Source organism: Hydrogenophaga palleronii NBRC 102513 (genome assembly GCF_001571225.1).
Lineage (GTDB): Bacteria > Pseudomonadota > Gammaproteobacteria > Burkholderiales > Burkholderiaceae_C > Hydrogenophaga > Hydrogenophaga palleronii.
Window position 1 is genome coordinate 86,031 of sequence record NZ_BCTJ01000009.1, and the last position, 13,394, is coordinate 99,424.

Here is a 13,394-nt window from a genome sequence, read left to right on the forward strand (position 1 = left end):
GGCATGGTGACGAAGAAACGCAAGGGCAGTGGACGGCTGGACATCCGGGGATCGATCTGGTTGTCGGTGGACGAAGACAGCGTGGGCGGCCACGGCCGCATGGCCTTGTTGCGTGCGGTGGAGCAGCACGGCTCGATCACGCAGGCTGCCAAGGCTTTCGGCATGAGCTACAAGGCGGCCTGGGATGCGATCCACAAGATGAATGCCCTCTCGCGCACGCCGCTGATCGAGCGTGCGGTGGGTGGCAAGGGTGGTGGCTCCACGCGCCTGACGGCGCACGGCCGCCTGCTGGTCGAGCGTTACGAGAAGGTGGATGCGATCCACCAGCGCTTCGTGTCCCTGCTGGACGAAGGCGCGATGGACCTGGACGAAGATTTTTCACTGCTGAAGGTACTCAACATGAAAACCAGCGCGCGAAACCAATGGGTCGGCAAGGTCAGTGCGGTGCGCTCGGGTGCCGTCAACGACGAGGTCGAGGTCACCCTGCCGGGCGGCCAGCGCCTCGCGGCCATCATCACGCACGAGAGCACGCAGACGCTCGGCCTCAAGACCGAGCTGTCGGTGATCGTGCTGGTCAAGGCGTCCTCGGTCCTGCTTGCCACCGAACTCGATGGTGTGCGCGTGTCGGCGCGCAACCGTATCGACGGCACGGTGCACGCGCTGACGCCGGGCGCGGTGAACGCCGAGGTGACCGTGCGCACCCGCGACGGCCTGGACGTGGTGGCCATCGTCACCCAGGGTGCGGTGGCCTCGCTGGCGCTGGCGCCCGGGGTCGCGGTGACCGCGCTGGTCAAGGCCTCGGACGTGATCCTCGCCGTCGCCAGCTGAGGCCTCTTCGTTTTCATTTCACCGGGTCGTCTTCGTGCAGCCCGCTCAGGGCGCCGTGGCGCGTCTCCTTGAGGCTGCGTCGCACCAGGCGGCCATCGTTCATCCGGTCCACCTGAAGGTCGTTCTGCCCGAGCGCCTGGGTGAGCCAGTTGCCCAGTGCGGCGTCGTCTTCAGCCAGCAGCATGCGCATGCTCGTGGTCTCCCGGAAACGGTGCGGCGCGGCGTTTCGGGCCCGCAGCCGGGCCGGTGTGTGGTGCGCCGCGCGCCGCCGTGCGGGGCCCCGGTGCCCGTGTAGTGACAGTTGTGCCGGGGCGGGTGGCCTGCGCTTGCGCCAGAATGTCCGTCCATCCCGGCGTTGCACCGGGAGCCTTTGACGCCTTGTCCGAACCTGCCGCCTCTGTTGCCATGCCTGTCTCCCGCCGCCCCCGTTCCACCGCCGCACCCGCCCCGCAGACCGGGGGCGCCGACACCACGCTCGGCCTGCACGAGCCCGGCCATTTGTTCCGTCGCGCGCACCAGCATTCGGTGGCCTGCTTCAACGCCGTCTTCGGCCGCGCGGTCACGCCACTGCAGTACGCGGCGCTGCGCGTGCTGCAGGAGCACCCCGGCATCGACCAGGTGACGCTGGCCGCGGCGATCGCGCTGGACACCTCGACCGCGGCCGAGATCGCCGTGCGGCTGGAGCGCGACGGCTGGATCGTGCGCGAGATCGGCGCGCGCCGCCAGCGCCGCCTCGAACTCACCGCCGAAGGGCAGCGCGTGATCAGCGACATGCTGCAGTCCGAAGCCCTGCTGGCCGACCGCATCCTCGCCCCGCTCGACGCCGGCGAGCGCGAGCTGCTCATGGGCCTGATGCACAAGCTGCTCGGCAAACCCCCCGTCTGAACCCGGTTGACGCGCGAGCGGGCTTTGGCTACATTTGATTCAGTGTACTGAATGAAGGAGACAACGATGAGCTGGATACGCAATGCTTGGTACGTGGGTGCCACCTCGGCCGAAGTCGGTGACGCCCCGCTGGGCCGCCGCCTGCTGGGCGCACGCATGGCCTTTTTCCGCGACGCCGAGGGCCGGGTGCAGGCGGTGGAAGATTTTTGTCCGCACCGCGGCGCCGCGCTCTCGCTGGGCCGCGTCTGCAAGGGTGAGCTGGTGTGCGGTTACCACGGCCTGGTGATGGGCGGTGATGGCGTCACCCGCTCCATGCCGGGCCAGCGCGTGCAGGCCTTCCCGCGCATCCAGCGTTTTGCGGTGGAGGAGCGTTACGGCTTCATCTGGGTCTGGGCCGGTGTGGCCGACGAGGCCGACCCCACCACCATCCCGGTGCTGGAGTGGCACGACAACCCGGCCTGGGCCTACGACGGCGGGCTGTTCCACATCAAGGCCGACTACCGCCTGATGATCGACAACCTGATGGACCTGACGCACGAGACCTACGTGCACTCGACCAGCATCGGCCAGCAGGAGATCGACGAGACGCCGTGCACCACGCGCCGCGAAGGCAAGACCGTGGTCACCAGCCGCTTCATGGAGAACATCGAGGCGCCGCCGTTCTGGCGCGGGGCGCTGGAGGCGATTGGTGTGAGCGGCAACCCCAAGGTGGACCGCTGGCAGGTGTGCCGCTTCTCGCCGCCCAGCCACGTGATGATCGAGGTGGGTGTGGCGCTGGCTGGCCACGGGGGCTACGACGCGCCCGACGACAAGAAGGTCTACAGCGTGGTGACCGACTTCATCACGCCCGAGACGGACGGTTCGATGTGGTACTTCTGGGGCATGGCACGGCGCTTCCAGCCGCAGGACAAGGACCTCACCACGCGCATCCGCGACGGCCAGCATGGCATCTTCTCGGAAGACCTGGAGGTGCTGGAGCGCCAGCAGCAAAACCTGGAGGCGTTTGCCGAGCGCAAGCTGCTCAAGCTCAACATCGACGCTGGTGGGGTGCAGGCGCGGCGCCTGATCGACGAGCACATGGCGCAGGAAACGGCGACGGCCTGAGCCGCCCCCCCTGCGTGTGAACATGGCCGACGAGCCGCTGGCAATCTGGCTGCCGGGCCTCGTGTGCGACGAGGCGGTGTGGGCCGGGGTGCACGCGCACTGGGCCGCACCCGGCCCGGTGATCACTTACCCGGACGAGCGCAGCATCGGCGCCATGGCGCAGCGCGTGCTGGCCGCCGCGGCGGGTCGCCGGGTCTGCCTCATCGGCCACTCCATGGGCGGCCGTGTGGCGCTGGAGGCCGCGCGCCAGCTCGGGCCGTCGCTGTGTGGCCTGGTGCTCTGCAGCACCGGTTACCAGGCCTTGCCGGGCGATGAGGCCGGCCAGCGCGAGCGCGAAGGCCGCGCCCAGCTGGTGGCGCTGGCGCAGGGCGATGGCATGCGCGCCATGGGCGAACGATGGGTCAAGGGCATGCTCAAGCCCGAGCACCTGGGTTCGCCGGTGGAAGCCGATGTGGTGGCGATGATCGCCCGCCACACGCCGCGCACGTTCGAGAACCATGTGCAGGCCTTGTTGAACCGACCCGATGCCACGGCCACCCTGAGTGGGTTGAGCGTGCCGGTGTTGCTGCTGTGTGGTGCGCAGGACAGCTGGAGCCCACCCGCGCGCCACGCGGCCATGGGCCAGCTGGTGCCGCCGGGCCTGGCGCAATTGCAGATCATTGAAGACGCGGGCCACATGCTGCCCATGGAGCAGCCGCTGTTCGTGGCGCACGCCATCCGCGCCTGGATGCAACGGCACACCATCACGCGCTGAAACGTGTGCGAGCCCCTGGCCGGGTTCAGCGTTTGCCGCGCATCAGCTGCTGCATGGTGCTCACCACGAGGTGGATCATCCACGCCGCCAGCCGCTCGGGCCAAATCCCTCTGGGCTGACCGCTGGCGATGACCGAGGCCGTGCTGCGGCGGCGGTCGGTGACGGTGTGAAAACCGATGCGCTGAATCTCCAGCCGCTCGACCACATCGAGCCCGCCTTCCGCCAGCACCACCTCCAGGCTGCGCACACCGCGCGCGTGCAGGGCGCGCGCCAGCGGCAGCAGGTCGGCACGCGCGGGTTGCCAGTACACCGCCTCGCGCGCCCGCCGGGCGGTGCCGAACACGATGACCGCGTGGTCCGCGGCCGGCAGGGCATCGGCCCAGCCGGCTGCGTCGCGCACCACCGCGTGGTCCAGGCGCGCGGTCGTCTGCAGGAAGGCGCGGGTGGTCAGCACCGTCACGCGGTCCTGGTTCGTCTCGCCCAGCAGCTCGTGCAGCACCGCGCTGCCGGTGGCGCCACCGGCGCCGGCCACGAGCACATGGCGGGGTGGTGGCGCGGCTTCGCTCATCGGGGGAAGGGCGCCGCGAGGGCGAACCACACGCCCAGCGCGACCGAGATGATGAAGGCGCCGTCCAGCAGGCCGGCGAGCAGGAAAACCTTGGGTTGCATGGCGTCCATCATCTCAGGCTGGCGGGCGGACGCCTCCAGGTACTTGCTTGCCATCAGGCCGATGCCGATGCAGGAACCGAGGGCGCCCAGGCCGATCATGTGGCCGACGGCGAGTGGGAGTTGGCTGAGGTCTGACATGCAAAGCTCCTGGAGGGATGAAGGTCTGTGTGATGGCTTCACTGTGCCAGTGGGCCTGCATCAACGCCATGACCTGACAGGTCATCGCCGAGCGGCCAGGCCCTGCTGCCTTAGGATGGGCGGCGCCGATTCCACACCACAACACCGGGACCCGAGACCACCATGCACCGCCTGGCCCAGACCACCGACCTTCACGCGGTTCACCGCATCTACATGCACGACGAGGTCGTGCCCTTTCTCGGCGTCGAGCCCATGCCGCTGGCGGAATTCCAGCCGGTGTTCGACGGCCTGTTGGCCGGCGGTGGTTTCCATGTGGTCGAACGCGCTGGCGTGGTGCAGGGCTTCTACCGTGTGCAGCGGCACGCCGGCCGCGCCGGGCACACCGCGTACCTGGGCACGCTGGCGGTGTTGCCCGACGCGAAGGGTACGGGCTTTGCCGCCGGCATGATGAACGATGTGATCACCCGGCTCGCGGCCGAGGGGGTGTTGCGCGTGGAGCTCATGCTGGAGGCCGACAACCCGCGCGCGATGGCGTTCTACCGCAAGCTCGGCTTCGAGCACGAGGGCACGCTGCGCGCGGCCTACAAGCGCGCCGCGCAGGAACACTACGTCGACGAAATCCTGATGTCGCGGCTGTTGGCGCCGCTGCCGCGCGCCGCCACGCCCGGGTAACGTCGGACGGACCGAGGCTTTCGTTCTTGCGCCGCAGCATGCATGCCTCTACTGCCTGTCATACACTGGGGAGTATCTATGCGGTACCGCAGGTCTTGGACGGCCCGTCGCACCCGCAGCCACCCTGTAGGAGGCCGATGTGACGCATCCAGCGTTGAGCTTCTTCAGTGACACCCGCATCCTGTCAGCGATCCTGATCGGCATGCTGGGCATGACTTTCCTGGCGCACGCCAGCTCGCGGTCCTGGCCTTACGTGAAATGGCTGGCCGGCGCGGCGCTGGTGTTCGGTGTGTCGCAGGGTGCGCTGGTGTCGATGGATGCGCTGGGCTGGGTGAGCGCCTCGGTGGTCGGGCCGATCGGCTCCGTGATGGGGCTGGCGACCATGGCCGCCGTGATGGCGGGCCTGCAGGCCTGTTTTTCGCCCGGTGGCATGCCACCCATGCGCGTGTTCATCGGCCTGCTGGTGGGGGCGCCCCTGTTGGTGGTGGCGATGAGCACCTTGCTGCACGGCTGGAACTTTGCCGGCCCCGCCACCATTGCCCTGATCTTTTCCGCCGCATCGGTCTGGCTGGTATCGCTCTGGCTGCGCGACGGCTGGGGTGGCCAGCTGGTGCTGGCCGTGCTGTTCCTGGCCTATCCGCTGCTGTTCTTGGTGGCCATGCTCGCCGGTCTGAGCCTGTTGCAGCTCCGCCAGCTCACGCCCTTGCCGGTGAGCATTGCCTTCGTGTTCGTGATGACGCTGATCATGCAGCGCGAGTCGAAGATCGTCGTGCGCGAACTGCGCGAACGCGTCAAGGCCGAAATCGCCCTGCAGCAACTCACCGACTCGCTGGAGGAAATCGTGCGCAGCCGCACGCGCCAGCTGGAGGAAATCATCCAGGGCCTGCGCTCGTTCGCCGGCATGGTCTCGCACGACTTGCGCGGCCCTTTGCGCAACACCGCCGGCCTGGCCGATCTGGCGCTGGATGAGTACCGGGCCGGCCACGCCGAGGGCACGGAACAGGCCTTGCAACGGATCCGCCGTGAGGCGCAGCGCGCCTCCAGCATGGTGAACGACCTGCTCACACTCGCCAAGGTCGACGAGGAGGCCCCCAGCCCCGAAGCGGTGGACATGCAGGCGCTGCTGCGCGACTGCCTGCAATCGCTCTCGGTGCAGTTCCCGCAAGCGTCCGATGTGGTGCAGGCATCGCCCTTGCCGGTGGTGCAGGCCGACGCGGGCCTGATGCGGCACGTGTTGATGAACCTGCTCGGCAACGCGCTCAAGTTCGGCGGCGAGCGGCGCGACCTGCGCATCGCGCTCGAAGCACGGGAAGACGGCGGCTTCTGGCGCTTCTCCGTGGCGGACAACGGCCCGGGTTTCGATCCCGCCAAGAGCCACGAACTGTTCAAGCCGTTTTCGCGCCTCGACGAACGCCAGGCGGGTGGCACCGGGCTGGGGCTGACGGTGGTGAAGCGCGCGGTGGAGCGGCATGGCGGCTCCGTGGGTGCTTCGTCCGAACCGGGCCGGGGCGCGGCCTTCTGGTGGACGGTGCCTGCAGCTCCGCAGGGCTGAGGCGGCGGGCCGGGCCTTCATCGGTCATGGTGGCCGCACCGCGCGGTGGTAAGGTCGGCGCGGTTTTCAACGCCCGAAAAGGATGGCCCATGCTCGCCCGCCGAAGTGTCTGGATCTGTGTGCTGCTGCCGCTGCTGCTGTTGTCGGGCTGCGGCAAGACCGATCCCAAAACCGCACTGGAAGCGGCGGTGCAGACCCTGCAGGACAACCTGGAAGCGAAGAAGGCCAGCGCCGTGCTCGACCAACTGCACCCGGGCTTCCAGGCCGGTGGCGAAGGCATGGACCGCGAATGGGCGAAACGCACCATGGCCCTGATGTTCATGCGTTACGCCAACATCCGCATCATCGCCGTCACGCGCCACAGCCGCATCGACAGCGGCAGCTCGCAGGTGGGCCACACCGAAGCCCAGGTGCTGGTGACGGGCGCCCAGGGCCTGATTCCCGAACGCGCCGAACCCTATGCCATCCAGCTGGAGTGGCGGCTGGACGGCAGCGACTGGAAACTGATGCGCCTGCAGTGGGAGTGAGTGTCTGCGCAGGTGCCGGCAGGGGTGCCGCGGCGGGTCGGACGTGGCCTACAGACGCTGTTTCGCCGCAGGTCTAGCATGGGTTTTCGGGCGGTGTGGGCACCGCCAGTGAGGAAGGTCTCGCCATGCACGCATTGCAAATCCCGTTGCAGAACCTGTTGCAGAACCCCATGCACCGCTGGCGCTCCCGCGCCGGCCTCATCGCCGCCGTGGCCCTGTGCTGCAGCCTGCCGCTGGCGGCGCAAACCACCACCCCGGCGCCCAACAAGGCGGCGGTGGAAGCCAACTACCAGCGCGACCGCGCGGCCTGCCAGGCCATCACCACACCCCCGGACCGGAGCAACTGCCTGCGCGATGCCGCGGCCGCACGCAGCCAGGCCTTGCGCAGCGGCGCGCCGCGCACCGTGCCGTCACCCGAGCAGCTGAAACAGAACGCGCTCAAGCGTTGCGAGGAACACCCGACCACGGAAGGGCGCGAGATCTGCGAGCGCATGGCGCGGGGCGAAGGCCAGGCGTCCGGCTCGGTGCGGGGCGGTGGTGTGATCCGTGAACTGGAGACGACGGTGCCCGCACCACCGCCGCCACTCGGCACGCCCGGCAGCCTGCCACCCATGCAGCCCATGCCGGCACCGGCCGACGGGCCGGCCTTGCTGCCACCACCACCTGTGCCCGCGCCGGTCCCGATGCAGCCGCGCTGACGACAGCGGTCAGCTCAGAGCCAGTACTCCCAGGCGCGCGCGAAGAACTCCTTCACGCGCGGCCCGACGCCACGCCGGCGCCACTCCTCCAGCGTGACCTGGCGCGACGCCGCCAAGTCGGCGTCGAACAACCGCTGCAACTGCGATGCGAACTCGCCGCCCAGCACCACGGCGTTGAGTTCGTAGTTGTGCAGGAAGCTGCGCCAGTCCAGGTTGGTGGAGCCGACGGTGGACCACACGCCGTCGATCGAGCCGGTCTTGGTGTGCAGGATCACGCCCTGGCGCTCGTAGATCTTCACGCCTGCGCGCAGCAACTGCGTGTAGTAGTGGCGGCCGGCGTGGAAGACCAGCCAGGAGTCGGTCTTGCCGGGCAGGATCAGCTTCACGTCGACGCCGCGCTGCGCCGCGTCCGACAGGGCGGCGAGCAACTGCGGGTCTGGGGCGAAGTAGGCGTTGGTGAGGTAGACCGTGCTCTCCGCGCTCTGGATGGCCGAGAGCAGGGTGGCGTAGATGGTGCTGTATGCGTCCTGCGGTGAGCTGCCGATGGCGCGCACCACGTCGCGGCCCACGCGCTCGGGCGTGGGGTAGTACGCGCGCTCGTCCAGTGGCGCGCCGTTCTGCGCTGCCCAGGTCTGCAGGAAGAGCTTCTGGAATTCGGCTACCACCGGCCCGCGCAGCTGCACGTGCGTGTCGCGCCAGGGTGTGTTGTCACCGCCGCCGGCCGGGCCGCCGCTCGACGCCGACGCGAACGAGCCACTGGAGTACACGCCGCTGATGTTGATGCCGCCGAGGAAGGCCACGCGGCCGTCCACGATCAGCAGCTTGCGGTGGTCGCGTTCGTTGAGCACCCATTCCTTCTGCCGCGTCTGCGCCGGGTTGATCGGGTTGAACTCCAGCACCTGGATGCCGCTGTCGGTGAGTCGCTGGAAGAACTCGACGGGTGTGTTGAGCGTGCCCACGCTGTCGTGGATCAGCAGCACCTGCACGCCCTGTTGCCGCTTGGCGATCAACGCGTCCGCAAAACGTTGCCCGACTTCGTCGTCGTCGAGGATGTAGGTTTCCAGGTGGATGTGGTCTTTGGCCGCGGCGATGGCCGCGAGCATGGCCTCGTAGGTGGCGGCACCGTCTTCCAGCAGCACCGCCTGGTTGCCGGCGGTCAGCGGGCTGCCGACGACGGCTTCTTCCAGCGCCAGGTGGCGCGACAGCACATCCGTGCCCTGGCCCTCGGCGCGCAGGCGTTCCAGGATCGCGCGGCTGCGTTCGGCCGACAGGGGCCCCTGCGTGCCCTCCAGCTTCACGGGCGGCGGGCGCCGCTGCTGGTCGGGCACCACGCGCGGCAGGCTCTTGCAGCCGACCAGCGTGAACAGCAGCAGCACAACCCCTGCGGCAGGCATCCAGCGCAGGCGGGGCCATGGGAAGCGCGGCGTGAGAGTCATCTGCGAGCCCTTGTCTGTGATCCGTGACCTGTCTCGGCGCACACCCTGCGTGAAGGTGTGTGCGGCTGCCACAGATAGTAGGGCGTTCGGGCTTCGGCCGCCGGGGCTTTTGCATGCCCCGCCAACACGCCGCCGCAGATGCGGCGGTGCGCTCAGGTCACCGGTGCGGGGTTGAACAGCACCAGCTGGTTGTGCAGTTTCCAGCGCTCGGCCCAGGTCCGCTGGCGGCCGCTGGCCACGTCGAGCATCAGGCGGAACAGCTCCCAGCCCACCTGCTCGATGCTGGCCGTGCCGTCGGCGATGGTGCCGGCGTTGAGGTCCATCAGGTCGTGCCAGCGCCGCGCCAGCTCGCTGCGCGTGGCCACCTTGATCACCGGCACCGCGGCCAGGCCGTAGGGCGTGCCGCGGCCGGTGGTGAACACGTGCAGGTTCATGCCGGCGGCCAGTTGCAGCGTGCCGCAGATGAAGTCGCTGGCTGGTGTGGCGGCGTAGGTCAGGCCTTTGCTTGTCAGCTTCTCGCCCGGGGCCAGCACGCTGGAGATCGGCGCGCTGCCCGATTTCACGATCGAACCCATGGCCTTCTCGACGATGTTCGACAGGCCGCCCTTCTTGTTGCCCGGCGTGGTGTTGGCGCTGCGGTCCACGCCGCCACGCTGCAGGTAGGCGTCGTACCAGGCCATCTCGCGCACCATGGCTTGCGCCACCTCGGGTGTGGTGGCACGTGCGGTGAGCTGGGCAATGCCGTCGCGCACCTCGGTGGTCTCGGAGAACACCACGCTGGCGCCGGCGCGCACCAGCAGGTCGGTGCAGAAGCCCACCGCCGGGTTGGCCGTCACGCCGCTGAAGGCGTCGCTGCCGCCGCACTGCACGCCCACCACCAGCTCGCTGGCCGGCACGGTTTCGCGTCGGCGTGCGTTCAGGCGCTTCAGGTGCACCTCGGCCTGGCGCAGGATGGAATCGACCATGGACATGAAGCCGACGTGTGCGTCGTCCTGCAGGCAGATGGTGTCCAGCCCCCCTGCGCCGCTGTGCGGCGCCCCCCCTGGGAGGGGGGGCACCCCCTGTGGCCCGGCAGAGCCGGTTCCACGGGTGTCCTGGATCGGGATCGCGTTGGCGGGAAACAGGCGCTCGGGCTGCAGCTTCTCGCAGCCCAGGCTGACCACCATCACCTCACCGCCGAAGTTCGGGTTCTGGCTGATATTGCGCAGGGTGCGGATCGGGATGACGGCATCCGGCGCGTCGATGGCAACGCCGCAGCCGTAGCCGTGCTCCAACGCCACCACGTCGTCCACATGCGGGTAACGCGGCAGCAGCTCGGCCTTGATGCGCTGCACCGCGAAGTCGGTGACGCCGGCCACGCACTGCACGGTCTGGGTGATGGCCAGGATGTTGCGCGTGCCGACCGAACCGTCCGGGTTGCGGTAACCCTCGAAGGTGAAACCCATCAGCGGCGGCTGCGGCTCGGGGTGCACGGTGGCCATCGGCAGGTGGTCCAGGCCACGGGCCTCGGGCATCTGCAGCAGGCGCTCGTTGACCCAGCTGCCGGCGGGAATGGCGTCCAGCGCGTGGCCGATGGGCACGCCGTAGCGCAGCACCGCGTCGCCGCGGGCCAGGTCCACCAGCGCCACCTTGTGGCCTTGCGGCACACGTTCGCGCAGCACCGGGCCACCATCGGGCAGGGCGGTGCCGGCGGGCAGGCCGCCCTGGTTGGCGACGATGGCCACGTTGTCGCCGGCGTGCATGCGGATGGTCAAGGGCTGCAGCTCGGCGGCCGGGGCGAGAAGGGTGTCGGGCATGCGCATCTCCTATGATCCAGACCGAACCGCAACCCATGTCGGGTTGTGATGGTGAACGAACTGGTACCGGTACCATTTTATGCCGCAAAACAAAGCATCCGACAATAACCGGCGCGCCCGCCGCGGCAGCGGGGCCATCACCCTGCGTGACGTGGCCCGGCTCGCCGGGGTGGCGCCCATCACGGCCTCGCGCGCGCTCAACACGCCGGAGCAGGTGTCGGCCGAGGTGCGCAAGAAGGTGCTGGAGGCGGTGCAGAAGACCGGTTACGTGCCCAACCGCATGGCCGGCGGGCTGGCGTCTTCACGCAGCCGGCTGATCGCGGCGGTGGTGCCGAGCACCGTGATGTCGGTCTTCATGCCGACCATCGAGGCGCTCAACGAAACCCTGTTCGACACCGGTTACCAGCTCATGCTGGGCCAGTCCGACTACTCGACCAGCCGCGAGGAATCGCTGCTGGAGGCCATCATCGGCCGCCGCCCCGACGGCATCTTCATCACCGGCATCATGCCGCCCAGCCTGGGGCGCACACGCCTGCTGGCGTCGGGCATTCCGGTGGTGGAAACCTGGGACCTGACCCCCACACCCATCGACATGCTGGTGGGCTTCTCGCACACCGCGATCGGCCGTGAAGTGGCGCGTTTCCTCATGGGCAAGGGGCGCCGGCGCCTGGCGCTGATCCGCGCCGAAGACGAACGCGCCGACCGCCGCGCCACCGCCTTTGCCGATGCCGTGGCACGCGCCGGCCTGCCGCCGGTGGTGGTGATCAACGTCGGCGCCTCGCGCTCCTTGCGCAGCGGCCGCGACGCGCTGGCCCGTTTGCTGGAGCAGGCGCCCGATGTCGATGCCCTGTTCTGCAGCTCCGACCTGCTGGCGCTGGGGGCACTCACCGAAGCGCGTGCGCGCGGCGTGACGGTGCCCGACCAGCTGGCCGTCATCGGCTTTGGCGACGTGCCGTTTGCCGCCGACCTCGAACCGGCCATGAGCACCGTGCGCATCAACGGCCCCGACATCGGGCGCCTGGCCGCGCGCCACCTGATCGACCGCGCCGAGGGCCGCGACGTGGCCGAGCGGGTGATCGACGTCGGCTTCTCCATCGTCGAACGCGCCACCACCTGAACCCAGGGCTGGGCAGGCGGCAGCGCGCCGCCTGCCCAGAAATGCGTTGACGTCCTGATTTGGTACCGCTACCATCTGCGTCCGGTCGAACAGGCTTGAAGACCTGTCCGGTTCGTTTGCGTTGCGACGCCATCCCAACACACAGGAGACAAGACACATGATGAAGAAGCTGTTGCTCGCGCTGGGCGCGACCATGACCCTCACCTCGGCCATGGCCTGGCCCACCAAACCTGTCACCATCGTCGTGCCTTTCCCGCCCGGCGGATCCACCGACCTGATCGCCCGCGCGCTGCAGCCCAAACTGCAGGAGAAGTTCGGCGGCACCTTCGTGGTGGACAACAAGCCCGGCGCCACCGGCACCATCGGCGCCACCCAGGTCGTGCGCTCTGCACCCGACGGCCACACCCTGTTCGTTTCCTCCCTCGGCCCGTTCGTGATCGCGCCCCACCTGTTCAAGGTGACCTACGACGCCGTCAAGGACTTCGACTACATCAGCGTTGCGGTGCAGGCGCCCAACGTGCTGGTGGTGCCCGCCGCCTCGCCGCACAAGAGCCTGGCCGACGTGCTGGCGTTCCAGAAAGCCAACCCGAACAAGATGACCTTCGCGTCGTCCGGCAACGGCAGCAGCGACCACCTGACGGCCGAACTCTTCTGGCAACAGACCAACACCTCGGGCGTGCACGTGCCCTACAAGGGCGGTGGCCCGGTGATGACCGACCTGCTGGGCAACCAGGTGGACTCGTCGTTCATGAACATCAACACCGCCATGCCGCAGATCACCGCGGGCAAGCTGCGCGCGCTCACCATTACCAGCGCACAACGTTCGCCCCTGCTGCCCGATGTGCCGACGCTGCAGGAACTCGGCGTGCAGCAGGCCAACGTGCAATCCTGGCAAGCCGTGGCCGGCCCCAAGGGCATGCCGGCAGACCTGAAGAACCAGCTGCAGGCCGCCATCAAGGACGCGCTGAACGACCCCGCCATCAAATCCAGGCTGCTGGAGCTGGGGTTTGAAGTCGTGGCCAACACGCCCGAGCAGTTCACGGCATTCCAGGCCGCCGAGTTCGCGCGCTGGAAGGCGCTGATCGAAAACCGCAAGATCAAGGTGGACTGACCCCCGCCGCGCTGCGAGCGACCCCCTGGCAGGGGGCGACACCTGAGGACCGGCGGAGCCGGTTCCTCGGTGTCTCTGGATGACCTCCCTGCACGCCGACAACCTTC

The 13,394-nt window shown here is 68.9% G+C and carries 15 protein-coding genes; 10 read left to right on the plus strand and 5 right to left on the minus strand.

Going from position 1 to position 13,394, the window contains the following annotated elements; translation table 11 throughout:
* Nucleotides 1-3: 3 nt before the first annotated feature.
* On the plus strand, nucleotides 4-828 hold the full coding sequence (locus HPA01S_RS08835) for a TOBE domain-containing protein (protein WP_066268966.1): 825 nt from the start codon (nucleotides 4-6) through the stop codon (nucleotides 826-828).
* A gap of 13 nt (nucleotides 829-841) precedes the next feature.
* Here the strand turns inward: HPA01S_RS08835 and HPA01S_RS23035 are convergent, their stop codons facing one another.
* Nucleotides 842-1,018 carry a hypothetical protein gene (locus HPA01S_RS23035; protein ID WP_169801515.1) on the minus strand — a complete coding sequence of 59 codons (177 nt, stop codon included), beginning with the start codon at nucleotides 1,016-1,018 and terminating at the stop codon, nucleotides 842-844.
* Between the two features lie 215 nt (nucleotides 1,019-1,233).
* Here HPA01S_RS23035 and HPA01S_RS08840 point away from each other — a divergent pair, with 215 nt between their 5' ends.
* From HPA01S_RS08840 to HPA01S_RS08850, 3 genes are all read left to right on the plus strand, one after another.
* The gene (locus HPA01S_RS08840; RefSeq protein ID WP_084360564.1) at nucleotides 1,234-1,713 is read left to right on the plus strand and encodes a MarR family winged helix-turn-helix transcriptional regulator; all 480 of its coding nucleotides are present in this window, start codon (nucleotides 1,234-1,236) and stop codon (nucleotides 1,711-1,713) included.
* A 66-nt stretch (nucleotides 1,714-1,779) separates the two neighbouring features.
* A complete protein-coding gene (locus HPA01S_RS08845) occupies nucleotides 1,780-2,817 on the plus strand; it encodes a Rieske 2Fe-2S domain-containing protein (protein WP_157084940.1) in 1,038 nt (345 codons plus the stop codon).
* A 22-nt stretch (nucleotides 2,818-2,839) separates the two neighbouring features.
* Nucleotides 2,840-3,571, plus strand: a complete 732-nt coding sequence (locus HPA01S_RS08850) for an alpha/beta fold hydrolase (protein WP_066269121.1) — start codon at nucleotides 2,840-2,842, stop codon at nucleotides 3,569-3,571.
* A gap of 25 nt (nucleotides 3,572-3,596) precedes the next feature.
* Here the strand turns inward: HPA01S_RS08850 and HPA01S_RS08855 are convergent, their stop codons facing one another.
* The gene (locus HPA01S_RS08855; RefSeq protein WP_066268972.1) at nucleotides 3,597-4,139 is read right to left on the minus strand and encodes a beta/alpha barrel domain-containing protein; all 543 of its coding nucleotides are present in this window, start codon (nucleotides 4,137-4,139) and stop codon (nucleotides 3,597-3,599) included.
* Entirely contained in the window at nucleotides 4,136-4,378 is a 243-nt protein-coding gene (atpE, locus tag HPA01S_RS08860; RefSeq protein ID WP_066268974.1) for a F0F1 ATP synthase subunit C, read from the minus strand. The genes HPA01S_RS08855 and atpE overlap by 4 nt, the downstream gene beginning before the upstream one ends.
* 162 nt (nucleotides 4,379-4,540) lie before the next feature.
* Between atpE and HPA01S_RS08865 the strand changes: the two genes are divergently transcribed.
* The 4 genes from HPA01S_RS08865 to HPA01S_RS08880 all read left to right on the plus strand — a co-directional run bounded on the left by HPA01S_RS08865 (nucleotide 4,541) and on the right by HPA01S_RS08880 (nucleotide 7,827).
* Nucleotides 4,541-5,050 (plus strand): GNAT family N-acetyltransferase, encoded by a 510-nt coding sequence (locus HPA01S_RS08865; protein WP_066268976.1) that lies wholly within the window; start codon nucleotides 4,541-4,543, stop codon nucleotides 5,048-5,050.
* A gap of 154 nt (nucleotides 5,051-5,204) precedes the next feature.
* Nucleotides 5,205-6,602: a sensor histidine kinase gene (locus HPA01S_RS08870; protein ID WP_066268979.1), complete on the plus strand. Its 1,398-nt coding sequence runs from the start codon at nucleotides 5,205-5,207 to the stop codon at nucleotides 6,600-6,602.
* An 89-nt stretch (nucleotides 6,603-6,691) separates the two neighbouring features.
* Nucleotides 6,692-7,129: a hypothetical protein gene (locus HPA01S_RS08875; protein WP_066268981.1), complete on the plus strand. Its 438-nt coding sequence runs from the start codon at nucleotides 6,692-6,694 to the stop codon at nucleotides 7,127-7,129.
* 125 nt (nucleotides 7,130-7,254) lie between these two features.
* The gene (locus HPA01S_RS08880; protein WP_157084941.1) at nucleotides 7,255-7,827 is read left to right on the plus strand and encodes a hypothetical protein; all 573 of its coding nucleotides are present in this window, start codon (nucleotides 7,255-7,257) and stop codon (nucleotides 7,825-7,827) included.
* A gap of 14 nt (nucleotides 7,828-7,841) precedes the next feature.
* On the opposite strand, the gene HPA01S_RS08885 is transcribed toward HPA01S_RS08880, so the two are convergent.
* Both HPA01S_RS08885 and garD read right to left on the minus strand, forming a co-directional pair.
* On the minus strand, nucleotides 7,842-9,221 hold the full coding sequence (locus HPA01S_RS08885) for a phospholipase D-like domain-containing protein (RefSeq protein WP_174525288.1): 1,380 nt from the start codon (nucleotides 9,219-9,221) through the stop codon (nucleotides 7,842-7,844).
* A gap of 194 nt (nucleotides 9,222-9,415) precedes the next feature.
* The gene (garD, locus tag HPA01S_RS08890) at nucleotides 9,416-11,059 is read right to left on the minus strand and encodes a galactarate dehydratase (protein WP_066268988.1); all 1,644 of its coding nucleotides are present in this window, start codon (nucleotides 11,057-11,059) and stop codon (nucleotides 9,416-9,418) included.
* Between the two features lie 79 nt (nucleotides 11,060-11,138).
* Here garD and HPA01S_RS08895 point away from each other — a divergent pair, with 79 nt between their 5' ends.
* Nucleotides 11,139-12,176 carry a LacI family DNA-binding transcriptional regulator gene (locus HPA01S_RS08895; protein WP_066268993.1) on the plus strand — a complete coding sequence of 346 codons (1,038 nt, stop codon included), beginning with the start codon at nucleotides 11,139-11,141 and terminating at the stop codon, nucleotides 12,174-12,176.
* A gap of 160 nt (nucleotides 12,177-12,336) precedes the next feature.
* Nucleotides 12,337-13,287 (plus strand): Bug family tripartite tricarboxylate transporter substrate binding protein, encoded by a 951-nt coding sequence (locus tag HPA01S_RS08900; protein ID WP_084360574.1) that lies wholly within the window; start codon nucleotides 12,337-12,339, stop codon nucleotides 13,285-13,287.
* The last annotated feature ends 107 nt before the right edge of the window (nucleotides 13,288-13,394 follow it).

Coding starts and splice junctions, on each gene's coding strand:
- HPA01S_RS08835 (WP_066268966.1), top strand. CDS start 4: ATGGTGACGAAGAAACGCAAGGGCAGTGGACGGCTGGACATCCGGGGA.
- HPA01S_RS23035 (WP_169801515.1), bottom strand. CDS start 1,018: ATGCGCATGCTGCTGGCTGAAGACGACGCCGCACTGGGCAACTGGCTC.
- HPA01S_RS08840 (WP_084360564.1), top strand. CDS start 1,234: ATGCCTGTCTCCCGCCGCCCCCGTTCCACCGCCGCACCCGCCCCGCAG.
- HPA01S_RS08845 (WP_157084940.1), top strand. CDS start 1,780: ATGAGCTGGATACGCAATGCTTGGTACGTGGGTGCCACCTCGGCCGAA.
- HPA01S_RS08850 (WP_066269121.1), top strand. CDS start 2,840: ATGGCCGACGAGCCGCTGGCAATCTGGCTGCCGGGCCTCGTGTGCGAC.
- HPA01S_RS08855 (WP_066268972.1), bottom strand. CDS start 4,139: ATGAGCGAAGCCGCGCCACCACCCCGCCATGTGCTCGTGGCCGGCGCC.
- atpE (WP_066268974.1), bottom strand. CDS start 4,378: ATGTCAGACCTCAGCCAACTCCCACTCGCCGTCGGCCACATGATCGGC.
- HPA01S_RS08865 (WP_066268976.1), top strand. CDS start 4,541: ATGCACCGCCTGGCCCAGACCACCGACCTTCACGCGGTTCACCGCATC.
- HPA01S_RS08875 (WP_066268981.1), top strand. CDS start 6,692: ATGCTCGCCCGCCGAAGTGTCTGGATCTGTGTGCTGCTGCCGCTGCTG.
- HPA01S_RS08880 (WP_157084941.1), top strand. CDS start 7,255: ATGCACGCATTGCAAATCCCGTTGCAGAACCTGTTGCAGAACCCCATG.
- HPA01S_RS08885 (WP_174525288.1), bottom strand. CDS start 9,221: ATGCCTGCCGCAGGGGTTGTGCTGCTGCTGTTCACGCTGGTCGGCTGC.
- garD (WP_066268988.1), bottom strand. CDS start 11,059: ATGCCCGACACCCTTCTCGCCCCGGCCGCCGAGCTGCAGCCCTTGACC.
- HPA01S_RS08895 (WP_066268993.1), top strand. CDS start 11,139: ATGCCGCAAAACAAAGCATCCGACAATAACCGGCGCGCCCGCCGCGGC.
- HPA01S_RS08900 (WP_084360574.1), top strand. CDS start 12,337: ATGAAGAAGCTGTTGCTCGCGCTGGGCGCGACCATGACCCTCACCTCG.